Origin of the sequence: Hyunsoonleella flava (assembly GCF_004310325.1) — a bacterium.
Taxonomy (GTDB): Bacteria; Bacteroidota; Bacteroidia; order Flavobacteriales; family Flavobacteriaceae; genus Jejuia; species Jejuia flava.
In genome coordinates, this window is record NZ_SIRT01000003.1 from 278,944 (window position 1) to 302,180 (window position 23,237).

Here is a 23,237-nt window from a genome sequence, read left to right on the forward strand (position 1 = left end):
AGGTATCTACTCCATAATTACTTTACTGTATTTGGCATTTACTGTTACGGTTTTGTTACTCTCGGTATTGCTCATAGAAAAAGAACTAATATCCTGCCTATCTCCAGTACTATTAGGGTGCACTAAATAAGAATGTGTCCCTTTGTAATTCATATTATAGTTTACATCTGGCATAACGATATAAGCCTTATTATTTTGCAAAATAAAATTTAGGTTGGTAAACGTATCTGCTACATTAAGTATTTTAACATCTCCAATATTACTGTCAATAATAGCACTACTTACTACATCGTTTATTTTAATATTAGACGATGTGCAATTAAGCACCACATGCTTTACGGTTTTTATTTGGGCCTCTTTTACATGGTTTAAGTTAAGTTCGCCTAAATTCCAACTGCTAACATAAACTGGTGCATAAGCTGCATTAATGGAAGAGTTACTTCCACTAATGCCAGCTGCTTTAAATATAGTATGTGATAAATCGGCTTGTACATCGTCCAAAACAGATGCAAACTCTAATTCACCATGCCTAACATCTAACTTTACCTTAGCTTTTTTAGGCATTTTTATAATTATGGTTTTTTTAAGGTGGGAATGGTTGCCCTTATCAAAAAACAGGCTTCTGTTTCTTGATTGTGCGGCACGCTTTTTGGCAAGTTCAGCGCGTTGTTTTGCCATTTTCTCTCTTAGCTCAACACGCTTTTTAGCGATTTTTTCACGTTGCTCTGCCATTCGCTCCGTGGCCTCAGCTCGTTTTGCATTCATTTCAGCAAGTCGCTCATACTGCTCTGCAGTGCGTTCTGCCTGTCGTTCCATCTGTTCTGCTTGTCGCTCCATTTGTGCAGCAAAACGTTCTCCCCAAGCTTCCATTTTTTCTGCATATTTCTCACCCCATTCTTCTCCAAACTTTTCACCCCACTTCTCCATATCCTTGCCAAACTTCTCACCCCATTCCTTGCCAAACTTCTCGCCCCAGGCTTCCATTTTTTTAGCATAATCCTTTCCGTAAGTAGATTCGAATTTTTTAGACCACTTTTCTAAATACTTATCCCCATCTTTTTTATACGCTTCATAATCAAAAGCTACAGCACCAACGCCTTCTGGTAGTTCAGGCAACTCTGGCATCTCAGGAAGTTCTGGCATCTCAGGAAGTTCTGGCATTTCAACAACATGCATGTTGTCAAAATTAAAATCGAAATCAAAGTCCATCTCTGGCAACTCTGCTAACTCATATTTTAAATTTTTTAATGCACGCTTTACTTCATCAGAATATTGACCACTAGCATCAAAACTGTAAGTATGGGGCGCGTAAGATCCTCTTGTATTTATGGTTACCAAATCTGTTGAGCCATCTATATCAAGCTTCCAGCCTTTAACAATTTCGTCTAGCTCTTCTTTAGAAAGCTCATCACTCTCCACAAAAGCCTCAATACTTACTTCATTCTTGTTCCAAGTATCAAATACAATATTACAATGGCTTGTGTTAAGATCTATAGTAACATTTTTATCAACTTTAAAACTTTGCGACACTTTGGTTACTTTTTCTTGTGCTCCCAATACTGTTATTGCGAAACAAGCAAGTACCAATACTTTTAATTTTATAATTGTTCTGTTCATCTTTTGATTTTTTTAAATAGATTGTGTTACCTCAGGTGATTCTTCTGAAGCGTTTAAGGTTTTTAATTGATCTTTTAAGCGATACAATAGGTTTAAACGAAATCTTAAATTATCTATCAATGCAGTAATGGTTAATTCTGTAGCACCATTTTCAGTAAGTTCTAAAGACAGCTTTTTGTATTCTTGGTTCAGTTCATTAAGCTGCTCTAAATAACCATCAAAAACAACTTTTGTTTCTGCAGTAGGTTTCATTTTCGACAATTCTAAATTTATACTTGCCAAATAATAATCTTCTACCTTTTTCAAGTCTGGAGATATCTTACCTAAAGCGCCCCCATTAAGTGATTCCTCAGTAGATGCTAATTCAGGATCTGTTTTAACATCAAGAGTCATAAATTTATAAGCTCCAAAACTCAAACCAATTAACAACACTACGCTAGCAGCGATATTTAACCAACTAAATTTAGTAGATGTCTTTTTCTCTTCAGGAAACGCTGCTTCTAGTTTCTCAAGAAAACGTGCTTCATGGTTTTTTGGCATTTCCTCATGTGTCATAGTCTCTTTTTTGAATAAATCTCTAATATCCTGTGCCATTTTTTTGCGCTTTTAATAATTCTTGCAATTTCACTTTACCTCTAGATAATTGTGTTCTAGATGCTACTTCAGTTATATTTAAAATCTCCGATATTTCCTGGTGGTCATACCCTTCAATTAAATATAGCATTACTACGTATTGATATTTTTCAGGCAGCTGATTAATCGCCACCGTAACATCGTTTACCGTAATTGTATCTTCTACCAACCATTTGTCGTTATGTCCCGTATCAACCACTTTAAGGTGCACCTCGTCTAACTCTACTAACTGTTGTTTTTTTGATTTCAGAAAGTCGATACTTTTATTAACCACAATACGTTTTAACCAAGCCCCAAAAGTCACTTCAGCCTTATATTGGTGAAGTTTCGAAAACGCCTTAATAAACGCCTCCTGTACCACATCTTCAGCATCATGCGCATCCTTCAAAAATCGTTTCGCCACAATGTACATACCGTTGCAGTACTGGTTGTACAACTGCATTTGCGCCTTACGATTGTTCTGTTTACATTGTTCAATAATGTCAACTTGAAACATGCTAATACTTTTGGTGATAAGTTAGTTCATATTAAAAGACGATAAAAAAAACAGAGTGTTGCAAAAACTTTTATTTTTTTTGAAAATTAAGCATTTGGGCGTTACCCACAAGGGGTCGGGCTTTCGGCAGTCGCTCCCTCCTGCGTCGGGGAGCTTCAACAAATGCCTCTATCCCTAACGCGGGTCTGCTTGCTAGCTAAAAGCCTAAATCTTTAAAACAGTACAGCTTTATGAAGATTCGTTTGACGGTTACGTATATGAAATGTTGCGTGTTTGTGTGCGAGGATTTTCCGAAGGAAAATCAGAAGCTAGCAAACAAAGCAACTTCCATTGTTAAGGCACAAAATAGCAATTTTTTATATACTTTGTTGTAGTATGTTTTTTATTCCAATTCTACTTCTATTTCTTTTGACATAAAAGGTTTGCCCTTTCCTCCATAAACAGTTCTGCAATTTCCTTTTATTAAAATAATTGGATTTTTAAGTATAAAGTATTTATCTATTTTGTTCTTTATATTCAATTCAGGTATTTCAAATACAATTTCGTTTACCGATTCAGATATGGTTCCTAAGAATATTTTTTCAAAAGGTTTTTCCTTTGAAATGGTATATTCATCAATATATTCGCTGTCGTCTCCAAATATAGGTGGACCTTCAATGAATCGTTTTTTTAATTTCTGATGAAATTCAAATTCTTCTGCTTTTGATAAAAATGAAATCTCAATATTATTTAGGTCTTTATAAAATCTAATAGTTTTTTCTACCTCGGTTGGGTAAATTTTTATGGTCAATTCAAAGTTGTCATTAGACTGATACGTTTCTTTATCAAACTCCAAATAGAGATTGGTATTTTCAAAATCATTTTTCGAGCAACTAAAAGCTAAAATCGAAAGCAGGAAAATTGTTAAGGTGTTCTTCATTCTCAAGATATACTACAACTTTGAGATATGCGCCGTTTTTTAATGGCTTATATCCGACGTCGAACGAAGGTAGCCGAAAATTTCTACAAAGTCAAGCAATTGAGTTTTAAAGCATACACAAGAAACAAAACTAAACCTGCAGTTTTTCCAAGCACATTTACCTGTAAAACAACAATCCAAATTATTTCACGTTTCTACTTTACCAATACTTAGGCATAAAGTATCTTTGCATTGCAAAACCCTCTCATTTCATGAATACCTTTTTAAAGCGTACTATTTTCGTATTATTCCTTGCTGCAGCTGGCATTTTTGCATATTCGTATTTTAACGACGGATTACAAAAGCGAAAAAGTCCAAAAAAAAATGTAGCCTTTAAAGTTGACGATTTAAAACTAAACGTATTTTATAACCGCCCCTCAAAACGTGGAAGAAAAGTTTTTGGAGCTTTAGTACCATATGGCGAGGTATGGAGAACAGGCGCCAACGAAGCCACAACCTTCGAAACCAACCAACCCCTTAAAATAGGAAATGGTTACATCCAAGCAGGCAAATACACATTATGGACCATCCCTAATGATACGGCGTGGACCGTCATATTCAATTCTAAACAATACCCTTGGGGCGTAGACCATAAAACATTAGAACCTTTGCGCGAACCGGAATTTGATGTTATAAATTATACTGCACCAGTTGAGAATTTAGATACCACTGTAGAACAATTTACTATAGCTTTTGATAATTCTACAGACAAACTATATATGACTATGGCGTGGGATGATGTGTTAATCAAAGTACCTTTAAGATAAGTATACATTAAAATATTATCTTAGGGATTCATTCTTTTACCTGTGAGTAGCAAAAAGAAATCGGCTTTAAAACAATCTGAAGGTGTTTCCAATCCTGAAATCACTAATCAGGAATCTATTTCTAATTTTAAGTCAAAACGCGGTAAAAACCTTAATAGTGATACTCTGGTGAGCGAACTATTAAATGGTAACATCACGCATCTTAGTCGTGCCATAACTCTTATAGAAAGCACCAATCCAGAACATACGCAACAAGCCAACGCTATTTTAAAGAAATGCCTACCACATGCCAATACATCTATAAGAATAGGCATAACAGGAGTTCCTGGAGTGGGAAAAAGTACCTTTATTGAAGCTTTTGGAAAGTTACTAACAGCACAAGGCAAACGCGTTGCTGTTCTTGCTATAGATCCAAGCAGCTCACTTACTAAAGGCAGCATCTTGGGAGATAAAACCCGAATGGAAGACTTGGTAAAGGATAAAAATGCTTACATCCGTCCATCAGCTTCTGGTAGTTCTCTGGGAGGTGTTGCCAGAAAAACAAGAGAAAGTATCATTTTATGTGAAGCTGCTGGTTTTGATGTGATTATTATTGAAACTGTTGGTGTAGGACAAAGTGAAACTGCTGTGCACAGTATGGTGGATTTCTTTTTATTATTGAAACTGGCTGGTGCTGGTGATGAATTGCAAGGTATAAAACGTGGTATTATTGAAATGGCAGATGCTATTGTGATAAATAAGGCAGATGGCGAAAATAAAAAAGCGGCTAAACTTGCAAAGGTTGAGTTTGAACGTGCTTTACACCTCTATCCCAAAAAAGATTCTGATTGGATACCAAAGGTATCACTATGCAGTGCCTTAAAAAATGATGGGATTGACGCTATATGGAAACTGATTTCAGATTATATAACACTTACAAAAAGCAACAATCATTTTATCAACAAGCGAAATGAGCAAAACAAGTTTTGGCTAATTCAAACTATAGAAAATCGTTTAAAATCTGATTTCTTTAACCAACCTAAAACTAAAGCGGCATTAGAAGAACAACTTCAACTTATAGAAAAGAATAAAACCACACCTTTTGCCGCGGCAGAGTATGTTTTAAGCTTGAATAAATCGTTTTAAAAGATATTGTGATAATTTATAAAAAAGATATCCAGAAATGGCACCAAAGGTCATTCCGCAAATAATATCTAAAGGGTAATGCACACCTACATAAATTCTGCTATATGCCACTACCGCACTCCAAAATAATAATATAAAAATCAGATTTTTATAGTAAGGCCGTAATGCTAAACCAGCAAACACCGCAGCAGCCATAGAATTTGAGGAATGCCCTGAAAAGAAACCATATTTGCCACAATACGCAGCAACCATTCGCATTGCGTCATTTATACTTTGGTTTCCACATGGTCTTGGTCTTTCAAATCCGCGTTTAAATACATTAGTTATCTGGTCGGTAAACGTAATCATCAACGCCACCACAATCACAAATACCAAAAGTGATTTAGCCCCAAATTTTTTGTACAACAAAAACAAGAGTACTGCATAAAGTGGAATAAAAGTTAACTTATTTGTGATTATTAGCCACAAATTATCCCAAGGTTCAGAACCCAAATTATTCAAAAATAAAAATAGCTCGGTATCGTATTCTAAAAGTTGCTCTATCATACTTAAGATTTAATCTTCATATTTAGCAATTTCAGCATCGTAAAAATCAGTTGCCAATTTTATAACATTTTCGGTTTCGGTTTCCAGTTCCTTTTGATCTTCAGCATCAAAATCCTCAAACCATTCCACCTCATCATTTTCAAGATTAATTATAAATCGTGGAAATTCTGTATGAATTACAAAAATTGCGTCTGGGTATGCTGTATTATCGCCTAGTATAAATTTTGGGAGTGTCATTTGCTTAAATTTGATGTTGACAAAATCAATCTTTTAGTTAAATAATTAAATCGAATATACAATAAAATTGCTGCGGCTGTTAATCCCGCTAACAGTCCTATCCAAATACCAATACTGCCGTAAACATCGGCTTTTCCTAAAAACCAAGAAATTGGGAATCCTATCATCCAATACGCCACAAACAACAAAAGCATAGGCACTTTAACGTCTTGCAGACCCCTTAGCGCTCCTAATACCAATACTTGAATACTATCACTTATCTGGAAAACGGCAGCAACCAATAGCAATTTAGAGGCAATTTCTAAAACCTCTTGATTATCTAAAGCATTTACAATATCGTTGTGATCTAAATATATTTTCGGTAATTGATTATGAAATATTAAAAACAGAATAGCGAAAACTACCGCAAACACAAACCCAAATAAAAAAATTGAAAAAGCAATACGCCTCAATTCCCGGTATTGTTTTAACCCTTTTTGGTTCCCCACTCGAATCATAGCAGCAACACTTAATCCCATGGCCACCATAAATGTCATGGAAGCTAAATTTAAAGCGATTTGATTAGCTGCTTGTGGGTTTTTCCCTAACAAACCACTTAACCAAATTGCCGCAGTGAAAATAGCTACTTCAAAAAACATTTGCATTGCACTTGGCGCACCTAAATTGAATATTTTCTTAAGCATTAGCTTTTCCAAAACAAAGAATTTTATTTCAGATACATAATGTACCGAACGCCCGTTTCGTTTTAATAAAAACCACAGGTAGCCAACCATGATAATTCGAGACGCTAGTGTACCATAAGCAGCACCAACAATTCCAAGTTGTGGCATTCCAAATTTTCCAAAAATTAACATATAATTTAAAACAATGTTTACCAAGTTTCCTAAAAGTGTAGCGTACATGGGATATTTAGTCATAGACAACCCATCACTAAATTGTTTAAAGCCTTGAAAAATTATCAAAGGAATAAGTGAAACCGCCACCAAATCTAGATAAGGAATGGCCAATTGTACCACCTCTTCTGGTTGCTTCATAAAATACATGAGCGGTTTTGCAAAAAACACCATGGCGAACAGTGCAACACCTAAAACTGTACATAAGAAGAGACCATGTTTAAAATAAGATTTGCCAATTCTAAAATTTTGTTCGGCATCTGCTTCGGCAATTAATGGTGTTATGGCTGTTGAAAATCCAATACCTAAAGACATGGCAATAAACATAAAGCTGTTGCCCAAAGATACTGCAGCTAATTCGGCAGTACCTAATTGCCCTACCATAATATTGTCTACAAAGCTCACAAACGTATGCCCAAGCATGCCCAACATCACAGGAGATGCTAGTTGCCAATTATATTTGAACTCTTTGGTATAGTTTTGCAGTTGCATTGTACAAATGTAGAATTTACAGCTTGCATTACCGAATTATAGTTTATTAACAAATGTTAATAAATAAAATCAAAAACTCTGATTTGACTTGAAGTATATTCATACATTTGACACATAATAATCCCTCCTTATTTAACAAAATAGCATTAAGAAACATCCAGCTTTCATTTTTAAATTAGGGATTAAAAAATTAAAGGGTATGTTTCTACAGAAAAAAAGGGGAAATTTAAATTTCCCCTTTTTATTAACATTTCTTTCGGAATAGCAAGGTCTTACTTTTTATATATTGCTTGGAACCAATGTTTATTTTGTATGAAAGCAAATTTTCCTTTTCTGTACTTATTTTTCTGTGTTATAAACATCTTTCAAGCACAACAAAAACCTCAATCCTTTTTGCCCGAAGCCGTAAAACAATTTCCTAATGTTAGGGATATTGCTATTTCCCCAAACGGTAATGAAGTTTTGTTTACTGCACAAAGTACCATGGGAAACCTTTCAGCAATTATTGAAGTAAAGAAAAAAAATAATGGATGGGGCTTACCAAAAATTGTTTCCTTCTCCGGTCAGTATTTTGACTTGGAGCCTTTTTTCTCAAAGGATGGACTAACACTTTATTTTGTATCCACCAGACCAAAACCTGATTCTAAAAACGAAAAGAAGGATTTCGATATATGGTATGTTACTCGCAAAAGTTTAAAGGATGAATGGTCTGCACCTATGAATATGGGCAGCCCCATAAACACTGAACATGGTGAATTTTACCCTTCTATTGCGAATAATGGCAACTTCTATTTTACCAGAGATAACCCAGAGCTAAAACGAAAAGACGATATTTATGTAAGCAAGAATGTGAATGGTGAATATACCGAAGCTATAGTTTTATCAGACAGCATAAATACAAATGGGTACGAATACAATGCATTTATTGCTCCCGATGAGTCCTATCTTATTTTTGGGGGATATGGTCGAAAAGATGGATTTGGAAGTGGCGACCTGTATATTAGCTACAATACGAAAAACGGATGGAGTGCAGCTAAAAATTTAGGAAATGTAATAAACTCAAGTAAAATGGACTATTGCCCGTTTGTTGGTGTTGATAACAAAACACTTTATTTTACAAGTAAAAGAGACTCCACTAATGCTGAGTTTGACAAACCTCTCACAACAGAAGAATTCCTATCTGAGCTTTATAAATATGAAAATGGAGTGAGTAGGCTTTATAAAGTCAATATTGAAGTATTAGTAAGTCGCTGAATTATATTTGAAATAAACATGATTTTCTTTTTCATATTCAATTTCACTTACTTTAAGAACTACTTTGTTAACTAAAATTATTCCAATTAATGTTTCATTTAAAAAACATTCCCATGTATGCCCTACTCCTGAAATAGATGGTAAATAACCAGGATATAAATTTTTAATAAACGCTTCAGGATTAACAAATGATGGCTGAGTTATATAGCTTTCATGTGGCGCAAAACAATCATCTGCCATACAAACTGAATCTCTAGTTACTCGAATTTCTATAGCGGGTTTATGTTTTAAAATTGTAAACTCCTTTTTCATTTAATTTTCTTGAAATAAACTCCTATAAATTTGAAACTTCATTTTTGGCATCCTTAAACTCATTCATAATATCATCAACAATTTCAGCTACAGATTTGATATCGTGAATCAATCCAGAAATCTGACCAATTTCTAATTCACCTTCATTTAAATCACCTTCAAACATACCTTTTTTTGCTCTAGCCCTTCCTAAAAGTGCCTTCAACTCTTCTGCAGAAGCCCCTTTTTTGTAGAGTTTTTGCACATCATCATAAAACTTATTTTTTATAAGTCTTACCGGAGCCAATTCTTTTAAGGTTAATTGTGTATCCCCCTCTTTTGCGTCAACAACCACTTTCTTAAACGCATCATGAGCCGAACTTTCTTCACTAGCCACAAATCTGCTCCCTATTTGCACACCATCAGCACCCAGAACTATACAGGCTAACATTGCTCGTCCAGTGGCTATTCCACCAGCCGCAATCAACGGTATGTTTATGCTTTCCCTAACCATGGGAATTAAGGTAAGGGTTGTAGTTTCATCTCTTCCATTATGACCTCCAGCTTCAAAACCTTCAGCTACAATTGCATCAACACCTGCTTCTTGAGCTTTTAATGCAAACTTTACACTACTTACAACGTGAACCACAGTAATACCTTTCTCTTGCAACCATGTTGTCCAAGTTTTAGGATTTCCCGCAGACGTAAAAACGATTTTCACACCTTCTTCAACTATGATATCCATTATTTTTTCGATATCGGGATACAACATTGGCACATTTACCCCAAACGGCTTATCCGTAGCTTTTTTACATTTTTGGATATGCTCCCTTAGGATTTCGGGATACATTGAACCTGCTCCTAACAAACCTAAAATTCCAGAATTACTAGCTGCAGAGGCTAATCGCCAACCGCTATTCCATACCATACCCGCTTGAATAATTGGATATTCTATCTTAAAAAGTTCGGTAATACTATTGCGCATTATTGCTTGATAATTTTGATTGTTTTTGATATGTTTTCCGTATCAATTCTCGCTAGATAAATTCCGCTAGAAAAAGAAGACATATCAATCTCGTTATGTTCTGTGGAAACTAAAAACGAATTTATTTTTTTACCTAATATATTATAGAAGCGAACAGTAGCAGTGTCATCTTCTGAATTTAAACTTACATAAAGTAAATCATTTACTGGATTTGGAAACAGTTTCACATCAAAATCTGCGCGTTGCCCTGGATTAGTTATAAGACCAGTATTTAAAGCCAATTGTAGATCAGGGATACCATGTCCTAAAAAATTGTCTGGTGCACTGTATTGTGATGCTGACTCTTTTACCAACTGCATAATTTCAGCATTGGTTTTGTTTGGAAGGGCTTGCCATAAGCAGGCAATTCCGCCAGCTAAAATTGGCGCACTAAACGATGTCCCATTTGCTCGAGCAATATTATTATTTTCAGTAATTACATAGCTTAATCCTCCCTGTGCAACTACATCTGGTTTTTGAACACTTTGATACATGGTTCCAACAGAACTAAAATCCACATAATCGCCCGAGGCATCAACTGCGCCTATTGACAGAACATTTGGAGAATCTGCTGGTGCGGTAACACCCCAACTTCCAGAGTTACCTGCAGATGTTACAAGTAAAAGTCCTTTTTCAAAAGCTATATTTGCACCTCTAGTAATAAAAGTGGTATTGCCGTTCATATCAGATTGTTCATAATCATATTTTGTACCGTCAAAATCTGAATATCCTAAGGAGGTATTGATGATATCCACACCTAAGCTATCGGCTCTTTCCGCAGCTTCTACCCAATAACTTTCCTCAACTGGTGTCTCACTAGCAGCATCTTCTGTAATAAATAGATAGTAAGAAGCGTCTGGAGCTGTGCCTACAAACTGATTTTCAATATAGCCTGCCATATCACTTAGCACCAACGTACCATGGCTACTTGTAATGCCAGTGTAAACATCGCTATCCCTATTAACAAAATCGTATGCTCCAAGTAAATGTCCGTCGTCTCTCATTCTTTGGAAAGCTGCTATCGTATTCACATTTGGAAAACCAGAATCTAAAACAGCAATCGTTATACCTGAAGCTGTATAATTGAGCATATGCAACTCATTACCATTGAACATTTCAATTTGATTAGCGGCATTACCATAATTAAAATTAGTTAATGCGCCTTCTAACTTATTTATTGTTTTAGATTTAAAACTCTTATCTGAATTGAGATTATCATTTGCAAAATCGATATTGCTGACAAAACTGAGATTTCCTAAAGCCTCTATATCTGCTTGATTTCCTCTGACATGAACGGCATTAAACCATTTAGATTTGGCTAAAACACTGATTCCTGTAGCACTTTTTATTTGAGTAATATAATTTTCATTCACAGGAACGTCACGACTATCAATTAAAACCCCATGTTTATTTTTTCTATCTATAGATTTTTGGGTAAGAATTGTTGAGGGGTTAGCTATTGAAGCTGCTACATTTTCCTTGTCAGTTAAAAACACCCATGCATCTTCTTGAGCGCCTGAGAAAAACGGCACAAAACATACTAATAGAACTAGGTATATGCTTTTCATAACAAGCGATTTGGAATCACTAAGTTACGAAATAACTCCAGAACCTATAAGCTCATCTTTAATATACCATGCTGCAAATTGACCTTCAGTAATGGCAGATTGTAAAGACTCAAATTCGATATACATTCCGTTTTCAACTTTATAAAGGATAGCTTTTTGAAGTGGTTGTCTATATCTAATACGCGCATCCACTTCCAAAGTTTCATTTGTATTTAAAGTTAAGTCTTCTCGTATCCAGTGTATGTCATTGTTATTAATAAAAAGCGCCTTCTTTAAAAGTCCAGGATGGTTTTTTCCTTGTCCGGTATATATAATATTGTCAATAACACTGGTATCAATAACAAAAAGTGGTTCTGGTGTGCCACCAACGGCTAAACCTTTACGCTGTCCTTTTGTAAAATAGTGCGCGCCTTGATGTTCTCCAACTACCTTACCATTCTCGATGCTATAATCGATTTTTCTTGATAGATATTGAAGTTCATTCTCTTTAGTAGCAAATTGCTTTTTTATAACATTATATATAGATGCATTTTCTGGAACCTCAACTATTACACCCTGTTTAGGCTTAAGCTGTTGTTGCAGGAAATCAGGAAGTTTTACTTTTCCAATAAAACAAAGTCCTTGAGAATCTTTTTTTTCTGCAGTGACTAAATTTAATTTTGTAGCAATGGCCCTTACCTCTGGTTTTGTGAGTTCTCCTATCGGAAATAAAGATTTGGACAATTGCTCTTGTGATAGCTGACATAAAAAATAAGATTGATCTTTATTAGTATCAACACCAGAAAGTAATTGATAAATGACCTTTCCATCTTTTTCTAGAATACCTTTTCTGCAATAATGACCAGTAGCTACATAATCTGCTCCCAGTTCTAAGGCAATATCCATAAATACGTCGAACTTTATTTCACGGTTACATAACACATCAGGATTTGGAGTCCTTCCCTTTTCGTATTCTTTAAACATGTAATCGACAATACGTTCTTTGTATTGTTCACTCAAATCTACAGTTTGAAACGGAATATTTAATTTATTGGCCACCAGCATAGCATCATTACTATCATCTAGCCAAGGACATTCATTAGATATGGTCACAGAGTCATCATGCCAGTTTTTCATAAACAAGCCAATGACCTCGTAACCTTTCTCCTTTAACAAATACGCTGCAACGCTAGAGTCTACTCCTCCCGAAAGTCCGACAACTACTCTTTTCATCAACGATAAAATATAATTTGAGAGTGCAAAGATACACAAAAACTAAGCTTATCATTAAAAGAAAAACATCGATGAAATGCACAAAAACAACATTTTGTTTAATTTTTACAATTTTTTATGAAACAAAATTTGTTTTTATGTTTAACTTAATTGTATATTTGTTGAACAAAATTTATAAAACATAAAAATACTATGAAAACATTAACAGCCACAAAAAAATTAGTCGTGCTATTTCTAGCATCGATATTTGTATTATCGTGTAGTGACGATGACGGTCCTGAACCATTTGTTCCTACGAATAACCTCGTTGAGATTGTACAAGCTACACCTCAGCTATCGAGTTTGGAGACTGCTCTTCTCAAGTACCCAGACCTAATAAATACTTTGAGCGGTGATGGAACATTTACAGTTTTCGCACCTACTAATGACGCATTTGATGCACTTTTAGCTGCCATAGGACAGAACAGTATCGAAGATGTTCCAGAAGATGTGTTAAGAAACGTTTTAGAATATCACGTTTATGCCTCTGCCACCTTAACATCAAATTTGGTTGGTCCTGGCGATTTACAAATGGTAAATGGCGAAACAGCAACAATAACTGCTGATGATACAGGCGTATTTATTGCTGGAGCTCAAATTGTAGGAGTTGATGCTTTAGGTACCAACGGTGTAGCACACATAGTTGATAATGTAATGGTACCACCATCAATAGCTCCAATAGTAGGTACTATAGTGGCACCTGCTTATTTTAACAAAGATTTTACAACTTTAATAGCAGCAGTACAGAACGCCAATACCGATGTATTATCTGTATTATTAGGAAATGGCCCAAGTGGTAACGGTCTTACATTATTTGCACCAACAAATGCTGCTTTTGAAGCTGCAGGTGTAACAGATGTTAACGGTGCTGATGCTGTGTTGACATACCACGTAATAGATGGCACAGTAAACGCAGGTGATTTGCCAACTACAAGTGGCTCTGCAGCAGCTATTACAACATTAGGAGGCGATTTTTATTTAACTAATGCAGGAAGCGGAGTTATGATAAATGGAACCACAATGGTAACAGCAACAGATATATCAGGCTCTAATGGTGTGGTACACGTAATTGACAGAGTCTTACTACCACCAACGCAGACAATAAACGAAATTGTAGCAGAATTTGCAGGCAGTAACCCTGGAGAATTCACGTTGTTGGCTACTGCTTTACAAAGAGCTGGTTTAGGTGATACTTTTGGCACAGACGGTCCATTTACAGTATTCGCCCCAACAGACGCAGCATTCTTAGCAGCTGGTTTAGACGCTGATGCGATAAATGGTACAGATCCATCTGCTGTAGCCGGGATTTTAACCCACCACGTAGTAAAAGCAAGTGCTTATGTATTCTCAAGTGATTTAGTAACTGGAGATGTTGAAATGTTGAATGATCAAAATGTAGGTATAGACGTAAGCGCATTAACAGTACAAGATGCTGCAATGAGCAATCCTCCTGCAGGCTTAGTACCTAGTTTATTAAACGTACATGCAACCAATGGTGTTGTACATGTTATAGATAAAGTGTTGCTTCCAGCAGCACCATAATTTAGTTTGGTTTGTTTAGTATAGGCAAGTTTTAAATCTTATAGTTAGTAAAATATTGCCTATTAAAAAAGTCTCTTAAGAAATTAAGAGGCTTTTTTTACTTTAAGATACAATGAAAAATTAATTATGTTTCAATTTATATTTTAACACCCCAACAGTTTGAAAATTAGACCGTTAATATATAAGATAATATCATTATAATTTTTGTTTTGTTTATTTTTTTTGTAAATTTGTTAAACAAAATAAAAATATTAATAACAAGTAAAATAATAGCATAAGGTGGATATATCAGCAAATATCTTGGGTGGTGCAACCTTGACTGACGCAGACAACAGGGTAAGCAACATAATTGCTGTTGATGTTCAAGCTTAAAATGGTGTTACAAACGCGATCATCAAGGTTGTTTTACCACCTTTACCTTAAAATATTTAGTTTAGTTTGGTTTGTTTGGTATAGGCAAGTTTTAAAGTTTATAGTTAGTAATAAAAATTGTCTATGAAAATGGTCCCTTGAGAAATCAAGGGGCTTTTTTTTATGGTTTATATTTACTTTTTAGCGTGAAGTCTTTGGTTTCTTTTAACTTACCATTTTCATAATACTGCCAAATCCCATGTTTCTTTCCTTTTTTATATTGTCCTTCAACCAATAGTTCTCCCTTAGGGTTAAAGAATTTAGCCTCTCCATGGAGCTCGCCATCAACATAAAACATAGTTTTTAAAACAACTCCTTTTAATGAATAATAAATCGCTTTGCCATGAAGCAACCCATTTGTATAATTTGTTTCTTCGGCAACTTGTTCATTTTCGTAATAAACAAATCGTTTCCCTTGAAGTTGCCCTTTTTCATTGTAACGTTCAAGCGTTAAAAGTTTATCCGAATCTTTTTGGTAATATTTCCATGTGCCTACATAAGTTTTACCCCGCATCTTACCTTTACTGATGATTTTACCTTTTGAAGTAAAAAAAGTGACCTCAGCTAAATCTGTACTATCATTAAACTGTCGGGTTGCACTTAAAACCGCTTTTCCTTTGATGTTTTTGTAAAACTTGAAAAGACCTATTTCCTTACCATTGCTGAAAGCCCCTTCATATCTTAAAACTTTAGTACCCTCAAAATACTTTCTCCAAACACCATGGCGCTTACCATTTTCATTGAATTGATTAAAGGTTTGAGCTAGCAGTCCATTTATAACACCAAATAAAAAAAAGATAAAGACTATTTTTTTCATTTATAAACTAAATTTGAAGTAGATAAATTGTTAACGCCATTTAATTAAATTTGGTATAACAATTATTATGATAAAAAAGACTCATGTAGAGCTAAGATTCCGCAAAAGTGGAATTAGTTCAACTTACTATTTTGATTTCGTTTTAAACCTTATCAAAATATAGAGTTTCACTAACAAAAAAGCTGCCAAAAGGCAGCTTTAAATTTATTTTTTTCTTTTCTGTTGCATTTGCTTTTGCTGTTCTGCCTGCTCCATCATTTGTTTCATTCTGGCCTGAAACTTACTTTGCTTTTTTGGTTTCTTTTTATTCTCTTGAATTTGCGCATGGATTTTATCCTCATCCAAGATGTAATTTTTAATTACTAAAATGATTCCAATACTAATTAAGTTTGAAATGAAGTAGTACAAACTCAACCCAGAGGCGTAGTTATTAAAGAAGAACAACATCATTATTGGAGAGAAATACATCATATACTTCATCATTTTTCCCATATCTGGCATCCCTTCTTGCTGTGGCTGCGATTGCATATTTTGCCCTGTGGTTAATTGCATATAGAAAAATATGGCAATAGCCGCTAAGATTGGAAACAAACTTACGTGGCTTCCATAGAACGGAATATTAAATGGTAAGTTGGCTATGGTATCATAAGATGATAAATCGTCGGCCCAAAGGAAACTCTTCTGTCTTAAATCAAACGCTGAAGGGAAAAACTGGAAGAGTGCATAAAACACTGGCAACTGTATAAGCGCCGGTAAACAGCCTGCCAACGGACTTGCGCCTGCCTTGGTTTGTAACGCCATGGTTTCTTGTTGTGCTTTCATTTTATTATCCTTGTACTTTTCTCGGATAGCGTCCAACTCTGGCTTCAAAATTTTCATTTTTGCCTGAGACAGGAACTGTTTGTACTGTACGAAGGACAATAATATTTTTACCAAAATTGTCATCACAACAATAGCTATTCCGTAAGGTAAAAAGCCTCCTAGGAAGCCAAATAATGGCATAAAGATGTATCGGTTTATCAACCCAAAAATACCCCAACCAAAAGGTACAATTTCATCTAAGTTTCTATCGTAACTATTTAATATATCAAAATCGTTGGGACCAATGTACCAGTCCATAGATTCATTCAATTCGCCTCCCTTTAATTCCAAAGGAATTTTAGATGTAAACATTTTAGTGTATACAGTATCTACGGCTTCATCTTCAACGAGGTTCTCAGTTGTAATTTTAGCGGATTTAAACGGTGCATCAGTTAATAACACCGAAGAGAAAAAGTGCTGCTTATACCCTATCCAAACCACATCATTTAAGTCATCCTCTGAATCTCTTGCGCCTGTGTAATCAGTATTCCCTTCATCATGCTCATAATGAATATCTGTATATCTGTTCTCATATGAAATACTTTTAGCATGACGATACCCCTTCAATTTCCAATCTAGGCTAACGGACTGCGAACTATTTATAACATCACCCATACCTTGAGACTTCACGCTGAAGTCTATCATATAATCATCAGGCTTCAACTCATATCGGTATTCCAGAAATTTACTTTCAGTAATCTTAAATTTCATTGATACAATGGTATTCTCTCCATTTTTAGATACCGTAGGCTGAAAATATCGTTCTCGAGTATTTATAACCCTGCTATCAGTAGTACCAAAACCTAAATTAAAATCAGCATTATTATCCTTAATGATGTATATGGGTATAGAATCGTAGTCTACAAATTGCTTTAATTTAACTTCTGATAAGTAGCCACCTCTATGATTAAAAGTTAGCTTAAAAACGTCTGTTTCAACAACAGTTTTATCATCGCCAGTAGCTAGTGTTTCAGAATAAGCCAAAATGCCTAACTTATTTTTTAGCTGAACAAGTCCTATTGAATCTAAATCTTTGGTTGGCGTGTAGTCTGCTGGTGTTGTAACTAGAGTTTGATTATCTTCTTTGGCTTTTTTCTCAGCCTCTACTTGCTCTTGCTCTGCTTTTTCTTGGGCCTCTAGTTCTTCTGGTGTTGGTTTGTTCTGCCAGAACATGTAAATCATTATTCCAAAAATGAGAACAAAACCTATAATCGAGTTAATATCTAACTTTTTTTCTTCCATAATATTAAATTGTGCTTCCAAGAAGAAGCGAATGACTTTTGCTTGTCAAAAAGCTGTCCAATATATAATAAAATGCCACAATGGCACTTATTTAGAGTTTTTATGTTTTAATGATGCTTTTACGAACCCCACAAACAAAGGATGCGGGTTGGCCACCGTACTTTTATATTCTGGGTGGTATTGTACCCCGATAAACCAAGGGTGATCTGAAATTTCGACAATTTCCACCAAATCGGTTTTTGGATTTAATCCAGTAGCCTGCATTCCGCCTTTTTCAATTTGATATCTATAGTCACTATTAAATTCATATCGGTGTCTGTGACGCTCACTAATATGTTCTTTTTTATAAATTTTTTCAACCTTGCTCCCTGGCATTAAGGCACAGTCCCATGCACCCAAACGCATGGTACCACCTTTATTTGTAATGGTTTTTTGCTCTTCCATTAAATCAATTACTGGATGCAAAGTATCAGGATCCATTTCTGTGGAATTGGCATTATCTAAATTCAGTACATTACGTGCAAACTCAATTACCGCCATTTGCATCCCTAGGCAAATCCCTAAAAAGGGCACATTATTTTCGCGTACATATTTTACCGCAGATATCTTCCCTTCAATACCGCGTTCTCCAAAACCTGGGGCTACCAACACACCGTCTAAATGTCCCAACATTAAATGCGCATTCTCATCATTCAAATACTCAGAATGTACTGATTCTACATTTACCTTTACCTCATTAGCTGCACCTGCATGAATAAAGGACTCTAATATGGATTTATAGGAATCCTGCAATTCCACATATTTACCAATTAAACCGATATTGACTTCGGTTTTTGGGTTTTTATAGCGGTGTACAAACTTATTCCAGTTTTCAAGGTCTGGTTTTGTACTATCTAGCGAAAGCTTTTCTAGAACCACTTTGTCCAAACCTTCCTTGAGCATTAAGTTCGGCACATCATAAATGGTTGATGCATCAATAGATTGGATTACAGAATCAGCAGTAACATTACAGAACAATGCTAATTTTCTACGCAAATCTTTTGGTAGATTATGCTCTGTTCTACAAACTAAAATATCGGCCTGAACTCCACTTTCCATCAATGTTTTTACACTGTGTTGGGTGGGTTTTGTTTTTAATTCGCCTGCGGCGGATAAAAATGGCACTAATGTTAAATGGATAACAATACCGTTATGCTCCCCTAAATCCCAACGCAACTGTCGCACTGCTTCGATGTACGGCAAGGACTCAATATCACCTACAGTACCACCAATCTCGGTAATTACAATGTCGTAATCGCCAGATTTTCCTAGTATTTGCACGCGACGCTTAATTTCGTCTGTAATATGAGGGACCACCTGAACCGTTTTGCCCAAAAACTTACCCTCGCGTTCTTTTTGAATTACGCTTTGGTAAATGCGTCCTGTAGTTACATTGTTGGCTTGACTTGTAGGCACATTTAAAAAGCGCTCGTAATGCCCTAAGTCTAAATCGGTTTCTGCGCCATCTTCGGTAACGTAACATTCTCCATGCTCATAAGGGTTTAATGTACCTGGATCCACATTAATGTAAGGATCTAATTTTTGAATGGTAACCCGATACCCTTGTGCTTGTAATAATTTGGCTAAAGATGCGGCAATAATGCCTTTTCCTAGTGAAGATGTAACCCCTCCCGTTACGAAAATGTACTTAGTTTTGCTTGTCATGTTGCGCTTATAAACGCAGGCAAATTTACAAAATTAAAATAGTTATTGGGGAATTGTTTTTTAACTATTTAGGTGGAGGTTATTAACAGTGGTTTTCTTTTAAAACCTCTTTCACATCCTTGATTTTGTAAAAAATTTCTGATATCTTCGTTTAACGTTGGATATAAGCCATTAAATAACGGCGCATATCCGTCAACACATTGGATGTAATTGCCTGCGGCACGTGGAACCGCGTTTTGCAAACGCTCCCCTTCCACTAATCACATCCAACGTCCACTGTTTATTGCACCCCAACCATTTTTAGGCTATATTTGGTCGAGTCCACGTGAACTCCCCACGAAACTACACACAACAACGCGTATAGCGAATGGGGCGCAACAATGGCTCTCCGTGGGGCGCGCCCCACTACGCCATACACAGTGGACGTTAAACGAAAAAACAAAACCTCATCAAAATTTTTATACTAATCATAGCAACCTTAACCATGCAAACGCAAGCCATTTTTGATTTTAATAAAAATTCCAATATCGAAAATTGGGTAATTGTTGATGACGTTGTTATGGGCGGGAAATCGTCTGGGGATTTTAAACTGGATGCAGATGGCAACGGCATGTTTTACGGTACTATATCCTTAGAAAATAATGGTGGGTTTTCTTCTGTGCGATATCGTGGTAAAACGGAAAGCACTAAAGGTTATTCTAAGATAGTATTGCGACTGAAAGGTGATGGTAAGCGCTATCAATTTCGGGTTAAAGAAACTATAGAGCAACGCCACTCTTACGTGAACTACTTTACAACTTCTGGAGATTGGGAAACGATTAAAATACCCTTAAAAGATTTGTTTCCAAAATTTAGAGGACGCACTTTGGATATTCCCAACTTTTCTGGTGATACTATTGCTGAACTTGGATTTTTATTTGGCAATAAAAAAGCAGAAGAATTTAAATTATTGATTGATACTATCGTACTGCAATAATGATTTAAGTTCAAAATATAAGGTTTGTTCTCAACTATAGTTGAACCGCCATTTTTCAGATAGGAAGTATTCTAAAACTTCCACTAAATTTCTCGAAACATTTCTTCTTTCCAATCGTCTTATTAAAAATAATCATAAAAAAACGCAATGGTTTTAAACTTTTGCGTCTTTATAGTTGAAGTGCTGATAAAAAAGCCTTTACATGAATCATCAATCAGAAAACAACAAAAAGCTTCATACGTTTTTTAGTGAGGAGTACCATTCGCTTAAGTCTTATGTGAACTCTAAACTGAAGGCGAGTGTTAACCGTGATGCGGAAGACATCATCCAAGATGTGGCTTTAAAATTGTTTTCGGGAGCAGACCGATACTCACCCATTAACAACGTTGCTGGGTTTGTGTACCACGCCATAAAAAACAAAATTATAGATGTTATGAGAGCCACTAGCAAAAAACCGCCCTACCCAATCGAAAGTATAGAAACTAAAATGTATACTCTTGCAGAATTGCTATATGATAATGACACCAAATCTTACCCAGAGGAAATACAAACTGAATTAAAAAAAGCCATTTTAAGCCTGAAACCCGATTATAAAAACATCATTATCGCGGTAGATTTTGAGGGCTACAGTTACAAGGAAATTTCTATAGAAACAGGTATCCCGGTTGGCACTTTAATGTCGCGGCGCCACAGGGCTATTTCCTTGTTATACAAAACACTTAAATCTAAAAAAGAAACCATTAATTAAAAACAATATACCCATGTCAAATTTCTTTAAACATAAAATGAGAGGTAAATCGCCAGGTGAAATTGCTGGTATGATTATTTTCGGAATTATAGCCATAACTGGACTAGCCATACTCTTTGGTTTTGTATTAATGTGGCTTTGGAACTGGTTAATGCCAGAACTTTTTGATCTGCCCACAGTTACATATTGGCAAGCTGTAGGGTTATTTATTCTTCTTAAGATTTTACTTGGTGGCTGCGGAAGTGGTGGCAGTAAGTGTTCTTCCAGCAAAGACAAAACATCTTGTAAAAAAGAGGGCAAGCGCGATTTCTCTAAATGGAAACACTATGATAAATTTTGGGAAGAAGAAGGTAATAAAGCCTATGAAAATTATTTAAACAGACTAACTCAAGAACAACCTAATAATGACTAACTTTTTTTATTTTAATTACGAATTGAAAACACAACTTTTTATTCTACGAACCGATATTGGAACACAGCAAAAAGTAAAACAAGTAAAATCCTTTTTTGATAGTAATACAGATATTATAAAATGGTCTATTGACACCGAAGATATTGATAATGTTTTAAAAATTAAGGCTACTAAAAACCTAAGTGAAGCTGATATTATTAATCAATTAAAAACTCAGGGCTTCTTTTGTGATGTTTTACCTAGCTAAATAAGGGAATGACCTTTTGCAACCAGTACCTACATTTTTATTTGGCAGTTTAAAACTGTATTTTGGTTAATTATAAAGATATAAGGTTGGTAATGGCAGCTAAATACAATACAATTGGTAGCAATTATAATTCTACAAGAAAAGCCGATCCTTTTCTTACCAAAAAACTTATTGAACTCTTGAGACCTTCTGCGGAAGGTACGTATTTAGATATTGGTTGTGGTACCGGAAATTATACTAATGCCCTACAACAACAAGGATATCAGTTTATTGGTATTGACCCTTCTGAGTTGATGCTTGTGAAGGCTAAATTGCTTAATGACGCTATTGACTGGCGCATTGGGACTGCCGAAGACACCCAACTACCGGATGCTTCGGTAGATGGTATTATTGGGTCGCTTACCATTCACCATTGGACAGATTTAAAAAAAGCATTAGTTGAATTACATCGCGTTTTGAAACCTAAAGGGCGTATTGTGATTTTTACCTCAACTCCAGAACAAATGGAAGGGTATTGGCTTAACCATTACTTTCCAAAAATGCTGCAAGATTCTATGGCGCAAATGCCATCATTAGAAAGGGTAAAGTCTGCAATTTTAAATTCAGGATTGGTTTTTAAAAATACCGAAGCTTATTTTATTCAACCTGATTTGAAAGACCAATTTTTATACTGTGGCAAGCATGAGCCTGAATTGTATTTTGACCCTCAGGTACAACATGGGATTTCTTCGTTTTCTCATTTATCAAATAAAACAGAGGTGGAACGTGGACTGGAACGATTGCAAGAGGATGTTTCCAGTGGTGCCATAAAACAAATTATAGATGCTTACCAAAACGACAAGGGCGATTATTTATATGTGATTGCTGAAAAGGCTTAAGCAGATAAACAGTAATTTTTGGTTTTGACATGGCACTTAGCGGATGGGGCGCGTATTCTATGATTCGACCAAAAAAAATTTGTTAAAATTTAAGCTACGAACCTTAATGTATCCACATAAGGTGTTTGTCTTTGTATAACCGCAAAGATGCGAGCAATCAATTTATTTCTAATAATGTTTAAGGTACTCATTTTGCTCTTCCCTTTTTCAACACGTTTTTGGTAGTATATTTTCATTTCGGAGTTAT

General features: G+C 35.4%; 23 protein-coding genes. 9 read left to right on the plus strand and 14 right to left on the minus strand.

Annotated features, from left to right (window positions below; genetic code table 11):
• Nucleotides 1-6: 6 nt before the first annotated feature.
• From EYD45_RS06385 to EYD45_RS06400, 4 genes are all read right to left on the minus strand, one after another.
• Nucleotides 7-1,617: a hypothetical protein gene (locus EYD45_RS06385; protein ID WP_130963690.1), complete on the minus strand. Its 1,611-nt coding sequence runs from the start codon at nt 1,615-1,617 to the stop codon at nt 7-9.
• A 12-nt stretch (nt 1,618-1,629) separates the two neighbouring features.
• A complete protein-coding gene (locus tag EYD45_RS06390) occupies nt 1,630-2,211 on the minus strand; it encodes a hypothetical protein (protein ID WP_130963692.1) in 582 nt (193 codons plus the stop codon).
• Nucleotides 2,195-2,746, minus strand: a complete 552-nt coding sequence (locus tag EYD45_RS06395; protein ID WP_130963694.1) for an RNA polymerase sigma factor — start codon at nt 2,744-2,746, stop codon at nt 2,195-2,197. Before EYD45_RS06395 ends, EYD45_RS06390 begins: the two co-directional genes overlap by 17 nt.
• A 382-nt stretch (nt 2,747-3,128) precedes the next feature.
• Nucleotides 3,129-3,665 (minus strand): hypothetical protein, encoded by a 537-nt coding sequence (locus tag EYD45_RS06400; RefSeq protein WP_130963696.1) that lies wholly within the window; start codon nt 3,663-3,665, stop codon nt 3,129-3,131.
• A 251-nt stretch (nt 3,666-3,916) separates the two neighbouring features.
• Here EYD45_RS06400 and EYD45_RS06405 point away from each other — a divergent pair, with 251 nt between their 5' ends.
• On the plus strand, nt 3,917-4,471 hold the full coding sequence (locus tag EYD45_RS06405; RefSeq protein ID WP_130963698.1) for a DUF2911 domain-containing protein: 555 nt from the start codon (nt 3,917-3,919) through the stop codon (nt 4,469-4,471).
• 42 nt (nt 4,472-4,513) lie between these two features.
• Nucleotides 4,514-5,596: a methylmalonyl Co-A mutase-associated GTPase MeaB gene (gene meaB / locus EYD45_RS06410; protein WP_130963700.1), complete on the plus strand. Its 1,083-nt coding sequence runs from the start codon at nt 4,514-4,516 to the stop codon at nt 5,594-5,596.
• Here the strand turns inward: meaB and EYD45_RS06415 are convergent.
• Genes EYD45_RS06415 through EYD45_RS06425 form a run of 3 tightly spaced genes read right to left on the minus strand, consistent with a single transcriptional unit; the run spans nt 5,573 to nt 7,764 of the window.
• The gene (locus EYD45_RS06415; protein WP_130963702.1) at nt 5,573-6,142 is read right to left on the minus strand and encodes a phosphatase PAP2 family protein; all 570 of its coding nucleotides are present in this window, start codon (nt 6,140-6,142) and stop codon (nt 5,573-5,575) included. The genes meaB and EYD45_RS06415 overlap by 24 nt on opposite strands.
• Nucleotides 6,143-6,151: 9 nt before the next feature.
• Nucleotides 6,152-6,379 (minus strand): hypothetical protein, encoded by a 228-nt coding sequence (locus EYD45_RS06420; protein WP_130963704.1) that lies wholly within the window; start codon nt 6,377-6,379, stop codon nt 6,152-6,154.
• Nucleotides 6,376-7,764, minus strand: a complete 1,389-nt coding sequence (locus tag EYD45_RS06425; protein WP_130963706.1) for an MATE family efflux transporter — start codon at nt 7,762-7,764, stop codon at nt 6,376-6,378. The genes EYD45_RS06420 and EYD45_RS06425 overlap by 4 nt, the downstream gene beginning before the upstream one ends.
• 312 nt (nt 7,765-8,076) lie before the next feature.
• Between EYD45_RS06425 and EYD45_RS06430 the strand changes: the two genes are divergently transcribed.
• Nucleotides 8,077-9,018: a TolB-like translocation protein gene (locus tag EYD45_RS06430; protein WP_130963708.1), complete on the plus strand. Its 942-nt coding sequence runs from the start codon at nt 8,077-8,079 to the stop codon at nt 9,016-9,018.
• Here the strand turns inward: EYD45_RS06430 and EYD45_RS06435 are convergent.
• From EYD45_RS06435 to mnmA, 4 genes are read right to left on the minus strand one after another with little or no spacing between them, the layout of a single operon-like run.
• A complete protein-coding gene (locus tag EYD45_RS06435; RefSeq protein ID WP_130963710.1) occupies nt 9,004-9,330 on the minus strand; it encodes a hypothetical protein in 327 nt (108 codons plus the stop codon). The genes EYD45_RS06430 and EYD45_RS06435 overlap by 15 nt on opposite strands.
• Before the next feature lie 22 nt (nt 9,331-9,352).
• The gene (locus EYD45_RS06440; protein ID WP_130963712.1) at nt 9,353-10,294 is read right to left on the minus strand and encodes an NAD(P)H-dependent flavin oxidoreductase; all 942 of its coding nucleotides are present in this window, start codon (nt 10,292-10,294) and stop codon (nt 9,353-9,355) included.
• Complete coding sequence (locus tag EYD45_RS06445; protein WP_130963714.1) at nt 10,294-11,901, minus strand: S8 family serine peptidase; 1,608 nt, start codon at nt 11,899-11,901, stop codon at nt 10,294-10,296. Before EYD45_RS06445 ends, EYD45_RS06440 begins: the two co-directional genes overlap by 1 nt.
• 24 nt (nt 11,902-11,925) lie before the next feature.
• The gene (gene mnmA / locus EYD45_RS06450) at nt 11,926-13,113 is read right to left on the minus strand and encodes a tRNA 2-thiouridine(34) synthase MnmA (protein ID WP_130963715.1); all 1,188 of its coding nucleotides are present in this window, start codon (nt 13,111-13,113) and stop codon (nt 11,926-11,928) included.
• Between the two features lie 192 nt (nt 13,114-13,305).
• On the opposite strand from mnmA, the gene EYD45_RS06455 reads away from it, so the two are divergent.
• Entirely contained in the window at nt 13,306-14,694 is a 1,389-nt protein-coding gene (locus EYD45_RS06455; protein ID WP_130963717.1) for a fasciclin domain-containing protein, read from the plus strand.
• 532 nt (nt 14,695-15,226) lie between these two features.
• On the opposite strand, the gene EYD45_RS06460 is transcribed toward EYD45_RS06455, so the two are convergent.
• The 3 genes from EYD45_RS06460 to EYD45_RS06470 all read right to left on the minus strand — a co-directional run bounded on the left by EYD45_RS06460 (nt 15,227) and on the right by EYD45_RS06470 (nt 19,729).
• The gene (locus tag EYD45_RS06460) at nt 15,227-15,922 is read right to left on the minus strand and encodes a toxin-antitoxin system YwqK family antitoxin (protein WP_130963718.1); all 696 of its coding nucleotides are present in this window, start codon (nt 15,920-15,922) and stop codon (nt 15,227-15,229) included.
• A gap of 204 nt (nt 15,923-16,126) precedes the next feature.
• Nucleotides 16,127-18,025, minus strand: coding sequence for a membrane protein insertase YidC (gene yidC, locus EYD45_RS06465; protein WP_130963719.1), 1,899 nt, complete (start codon nt 18,023-18,025; stop codon nt 16,127-16,129).
• 87 nt (nt 18,026-18,112) lie between these two features.
• Nucleotides 18,113-19,729 carry a CTP synthase gene (locus tag EYD45_RS06470; RefSeq protein ID WP_130963720.1) on the minus strand — a complete coding sequence of 539 codons (1,617 nt, stop codon included), beginning with the start codon at nt 19,727-19,729 and terminating at the stop codon, nt 18,113-18,115.
• A gap of 484 nt (nt 19,730-20,213) precedes the next feature.
• Here EYD45_RS06470 and EYD45_RS06475 point away from each other — a divergent pair, with 484 nt between their 5' ends.
• From EYD45_RS06475 to EYD45_RS06495, 5 genes are all read left to right on the plus strand, one after another.
• Nucleotides 20,214-20,705, plus strand: a complete 492-nt coding sequence (locus tag EYD45_RS06475) for a CIA30 family protein (protein ID WP_130963721.1) — start codon at nt 20,214-20,216, stop codon at nt 20,703-20,705.
• A 202-nt stretch (nt 20,706-20,907) separates the two neighbouring features.
• Nucleotides 20,908-21,453, plus strand: coding sequence for an RNA polymerase sigma factor (locus tag EYD45_RS06480; RefSeq protein ID WP_130963722.1), 546 nt, complete (start codon nt 20,908-20,910; stop codon nt 21,451-21,453).
• A 13-nt stretch (nt 21,454-21,466) separates the two neighbouring features.
• The gene (locus tag EYD45_RS06485) at nt 21,467-21,865 is read left to right on the plus strand and encodes a hypothetical protein (protein ID WP_130963723.1); all 399 of its coding nucleotides are present in this window, start codon (nt 21,467-21,469) and stop codon (nt 21,863-21,865) included.
• Nucleotides 21,858-22,112 (plus strand): hypothetical protein, encoded by a 255-nt coding sequence (locus tag EYD45_RS06490; RefSeq protein WP_130963724.1) that lies wholly within the window; start codon nt 21,858-21,860, stop codon nt 22,110-22,112. Before EYD45_RS06485 ends, EYD45_RS06490 begins: the two co-directional genes overlap by 8 nt.
• 92 nt (nt 22,113-22,204) lie before the next feature.
• Nucleotides 22,205-22,990, plus strand: a complete 786-nt coding sequence (locus tag EYD45_RS06495; RefSeq protein WP_130963725.1) for a class I SAM-dependent methyltransferase — start codon at nt 22,205-22,207, stop codon at nt 22,988-22,990.
• Nucleotides 22,991-23,237: the final 247 nt, after the last annotated feature.

What these genes read in the sequence shown, in the direction of transcription:
- EYD45_RS06385 (WP_130963690.1), bottom strand. Translation starts at nt 1,617, where the DNA reads ATGAACAGAACAATTATAAAATTAAAAGTATTGGTACTTGCTTGTTTC.
- EYD45_RS06390 (WP_130963692.1), bottom strand. Translation starts at nt 2,211, where the DNA reads ATGGCACAGGATATTAGAGATTTATTCAAAAAAGAGACTATGACACAT.
- EYD45_RS06395 (WP_130963694.1), bottom strand. Translation starts at nt 2,746, where the DNA reads ATGTTTCAAGTTGACATTATTGAACAATGTAAACAGAACAATCGTAAG.
- EYD45_RS06400 (WP_130963696.1), bottom strand. Translation starts at nt 3,665, where the DNA reads ATGAAGAACACCTTAACAATTTTCCTGCTTTCGATTTTAGCTTTTAGT.
- EYD45_RS06405 (WP_130963698.1), top strand. Translation starts at nt 3,917, where the DNA reads ATGAATACCTTTTTAAAGCGTACTATTTTCGTATTATTCCTTGCTGCA.
- EYD45_RS06415 (WP_130963702.1), bottom strand. Translation starts at nt 6,142, where the DNA reads ATGATAGAGCAACTTTTAGAATACGATACCGAGCTATTTTTATTTTTG.
- EYD45_RS06420 (WP_130963704.1), bottom strand. Translation starts at nt 6,379, where the DNA reads ATGACACTCCCAAAATTTATACTAGGCGATAATACAGCATACCCAGAC.
- EYD45_RS06425 (WP_130963706.1), bottom strand. Translation starts at nt 7,764, where the DNA reads ATGCAACTGCAAAACTATACCAAAGAGTTCAAATATAATTGGCAACTA.
- EYD45_RS06430 (WP_130963708.1), top strand. Translation starts at nt 8,077, where the DNA reads ATGAAAGCAAATTTTCCTTTTCTGTACTTATTTTTCTGTGTTATAAAC.
- EYD45_RS06435 (WP_130963710.1), bottom strand. Translation starts at nt 9,330, where the DNA reads ATGAAAAAGGAGTTTACAATTTTAAAACATAAACCCGCTATAGAAATT.
- EYD45_RS06440 (WP_130963712.1), bottom strand. Translation starts at nt 10,294, where the DNA reads ATGCGCAATAGTATTACCGAACTTTTTAAGATAGAATATCCAATTATT.
- EYD45_RS06445 (WP_130963714.1), bottom strand. Translation starts at nt 11,901, where the DNA reads ATGAAAAGCATATACCTAGTTCTATTAGTATGTTTTGTGCCGTTTTTC.
- mnmA (WP_130963715.1), bottom strand. Translation starts at nt 13,113, where the DNA reads ATGAAAAGAGTAGTTGTCGGACTTTCGGGAGGAGTAGACTCTAGCGTT.
- EYD45_RS06455 (WP_130963717.1), top strand. Translation starts at nt 13,306, where the DNA reads ATGAAAACATTAACAGCCACAAAAAAATTAGTCGTGCTATTTCTAGCA.
- EYD45_RS06460 (WP_130963718.1), bottom strand. Translation starts at nt 15,922, where the DNA reads ATGAAAAAAATAGTCTTTATCTTTTTTTTATTTGGTGTTATAAATGGA.
- yidC (WP_130963719.1), bottom strand. Translation starts at nt 18,025, where the DNA reads ATGGAAGAAAAAAAGTTAGATATTAACTCGATTATAGGTTTTGTTCTC.
- EYD45_RS06470 (WP_130963720.1), bottom strand. Translation starts at nt 19,729, where the DNA reads ATGACAAGCAAAACTAAGTACATTTTCGTAACGGGAGGGGTTACATCT.
- EYD45_RS06475 (WP_130963721.1), top strand. Translation starts at nt 20,214, where the DNA reads ATGCAAACGCAAGCCATTTTTGATTTTAATAAAAATTCCAATATCGAA.
- EYD45_RS06480 (WP_130963722.1), top strand. Translation starts at nt 20,908, where the DNA reads ATGAATCATCAATCAGAAAACAACAAAAAGCTTCATACGTTTTTTAGT.
- EYD45_RS06485 (WP_130963723.1), top strand. Translation starts at nt 21,467, where the DNA reads ATGTCAAATTTCTTTAAACATAAAATGAGAGGTAAATCGCCAGGTGAA.
- EYD45_RS06490 (WP_130963724.1), top strand. Translation starts at nt 21,858, where the DNA reads ATGACTAACTTTTTTTATTTTAATTACGAATTGAAAACACAACTTTTT.
- EYD45_RS06495 (WP_130963725.1), top strand. Translation starts at nt 22,205, where the DNA reads ATGGCAGCTAAATACAATACAATTGGTAGCAATTATAATTCTACAAGA.